The organism is Allobosea sp. Tri-44, from assembly GCF_004123845.1.
Taxonomy (GTDB): domain Bacteria; phylum Pseudomonadota; class Alphaproteobacteria; order Rhizobiales; family Beijerinckiaceae; genus Allobosea.
This window is the reverse complement of the sequence record NZ_NBDP01000071.1, coordinates 1-2834: the sequence shown is the minus strand read 5'-3', so window position 1 is coordinate 2834 and position 2834 is coordinate 1. Positions and strand designations below refer to the sequence as shown.

Here is a 2834-nt window from a genome sequence, read left to right as displayed (position 1 = left end):
CAAACGAATTCGCGGACGCTCTGTCAGCGAAGGCCCGCGAGGGTCTTAGCGTGAAAGTCCTGCTCGACTGGGTCGGCAGCATTCCGATGGACGAGGGCCTGATCAAGCGCATGCAGGAAGCTGGCGTCGAGGTTGTTCGGTTCCGCCCACTCACTTGGTACACCGTCGATCGGGTGAACAATCGCACCCACCGGAAACTGCTGGTCGTCGATGGGCGCGTGGGCTTCACCGGTGGTGTCGGCATCGCTGATGAATGGAACGGTGATGCGCGCTCGCCAAACGAGTGGCGCGACAATCACTATCGGTTGGAAGGACCGGCCACCGCAGAACTCCAGGCGGCGTTCGCCGAACATTGGATTGAGGCAACGGGCGAGCTGTTGCTGGGCGATCGCTTCTTTCCAGCACTGCAGCCGATAGGGGATCACGCAACGCAGGTTGTCATCAGCTCGACCCATCAGCGCAATGTCATGCACCTCATGCTGATGACGGCGCTTGCCTCAGCCCAGAATAGTATCCGGATCGCCACGCCGTATTTCGTCCCTGATGAACTAACCAGGCGGCAGCTCCTGGAGGCTCGCAAGCGCGGCGTGGAGGTCCAGATTATCGTCCCCGGACCTCAGACTGATGCGCGCCTCGTCAGGAAGGCTTCTCGGCACCTTTGGGGTGATTTGCTTGAGGCGGGTGTAAAAATCAGCGAATTTCAGCCCACGTTCTTCCATTGCAAGCTGGTGGTCGTCGACGACGTTTGGACCTCAGTCGGCTCGACAAATATCGATGACCGAGCCCTAAGGCTCAACGATGAGGCCAACATCAATCTGTTCGACCAGCGGTTCGCGAGCACCCAGATTGCCTTGTTCGACAAGGATGCCGCCACATCCAAGCCTTACACCTTCTCTGACTGGCAAAATCGCGCGGCAAACGAGAAGTTTTCAGATTGGCTCTCCAGCCTTGCGAGATCGCAGATCTGATGAGCTGACGGAATCCGATTTTGCGGGTGCGACGACTCGATTTGACGGATGACGAACGCTCGTCGCTGCGTGATGTCGTGGCGCAGCATGTGCGTGGCCCCCCAATGACCACGACCTCGTTCGCCGTATGTAGCAGGCTTCCTCAAGGCTCGCCGGAGGCTCGCAGGATAACCTGCGGGGCATCGTCCGATTTGTGGAACTTCGTTCGCGGCCGACAGGTTTTGAGGTGACAGTTTCCATCGGAGCGAATGGCATGACAACTCCCAACGATCTCGAAGCGAAGCTGTGGAAGGCCCTCCGATCGGACATGACCGTCATGCTTGGCCTTTTGGACCGCGCTGACAGCCTGCTTCGACCAATGACCGTCCAAATCGATGGAGAGGCCGATAGAGGCCCGCTTTGGATCTTCTCGGCCAACGACACGCAACTGGTTCAAGCCCTGTCCGGCCAAGAAGGCGCGTTCATATCTTTTGCATCGAAGGGGCACGATTTGTTTGCGACCATCGGCGGTACGCTCAGCCTCGATAAAGACCGAGCCGTCATCGACCGGCTTTGGAACCGCTTCGTTGCGGCCTGGTACAAGGGCGGCAAGGATGATCCCAAGCTCGCGCTCCTACGTTTCGATCCGAGCCACGCGGAGATCTGGGAAGACGAGTGGAGTCTCGTCGCAGGCATCAAGCTTCTGCTAGGTGCCGATCCAAAAGAAGACTACGCCGACAAGACGGCTAGCGTGAAATTGAGTTAGTTCGAGGCAGCAAATCTTGCTCGGCGCTGGGCCACGTTCGGAGAGTTCGGTGAATTGGATCGCTGTCGCAGGAACGTTGGCCGCAGCCTGCTCAATGATCAGCTTCATCCCGCAGGCGTGGCGCATCGTCAAAAGTCGCGATACCAGCTCGATCTCGCCGGTCACGTACAGCCTGACTGTCTTAGGCTTTGGGCTTTGGACAGCTTATGGCTGGGGACTGGGCGAATGGCCGCTCATCGTCACGAATAGCGTATGCTTCCTGCTATCGGCGTTCATTCTTTGCATGACGCTGCTTCCGCAGAACAAGAAGGATGCCGTGGCGAAATCGATTGATCCGGAATCACGGTAGCCGCCTAACCCCGCTATGCTTCGTCTGCTGTGGTTTAACGTTGGTTGGGCTGGTCAGAATCGAATAATCCAGCGGCTCGTCGATCCGGCAGGTACTCGACAGACTAGGAGCGAACATTCCTCTATCACCGCCGATAGCGGCCGCCTGCTGACTGACCTTCCAGAATTTCCCTCGCAAATCACGTCAGACGGAACCAGCGGCGCAGTCGGCGGTCTTAATAGCGGTGTGCATCGCAACGAGCTCGGGCGTCCATGAAATTCCGTCCACTGTTCCTGCTGGCTGTGGGCTTCACTCTGGTTTTGGGTGCCAGCTCGGTCTCGGCACTCACCGCAGACGAGGTGAATAAGGCTGCCTTGTGTCGCGATCTCCGCAAGAAGACAACCAAGCCGAACCCCTCCATCCTCAAGGCCCAGGTCCTTCTCAGCCGACGCGGAATTTCGCCTGGTATGATCGATGGCCTCGATGGCGAAAACTACCGCAAGGCGATCGCGCAGTTCCGCCGGCAGGAGATGCTGGGCGAGGGCGATGCCATGGACGCAAGGACCTGGCTGGCGCTTGGCGGTGATGCGGCCGGCGATATTGTCGTCGAGTACGAGATCTCCGCCAAGGACAGCAACCACCACTTCGCGAAGCGGATTCCGCGCGACTACGCCAGGCAGGCTCGCATGAAGCGCCTGACCTATACGAGCCCGCGGGAAATGGCAGCCCAGCGCTTTCACATGACCGAGCACACGCCGTCCGCTCCGAATCCTCACCCAAACCTTCCTCAAGC

General features: G+C 58.8%; 4 protein-coding genes. All 4 read left to right on the top strand.

The features are described from left to right. Nucleotides 1-968, top strand: a 968-nt coding sequence (locus B6S44_RS29080) for a phospholipase D-like domain-containing protein (RefSeq protein WP_129160495.1), incomplete at its 5' end; no start/stop codon positions are given. 253 nt (nucleotides 969-1221) lie between these two features. Next, the gene (locus B6S44_RS29075) at nucleotides 1222-1713 is read left to right on the top strand and encodes a pyridoxamine 5'-phosphate oxidase family protein (RefSeq protein ID WP_129160494.1); all 492 of its coding nucleotides are present in this window, start codon (nucleotides 1222-1224) and stop codon (nucleotides 1711-1713) included. Between the two features lie 49 nt (nucleotides 1714-1762). Continuing rightward, complete coding sequence (locus B6S44_RS29070; RefSeq protein WP_129160493.1) at nucleotides 1763-2062, top strand: SemiSWEET family sugar transporter; 300 nt, start codon at nucleotides 1763-1765, stop codon at nucleotides 2060-2062. 251 nt (nucleotides 2063-2313) lie between these two features. Next, nucleotides 2314-2834 (top strand): peptidoglycan-binding domain-containing protein (locus B6S44_RS29065; protein WP_465246152.1); only part of this gene is annotated, 521 nt, incomplete at its 3' end.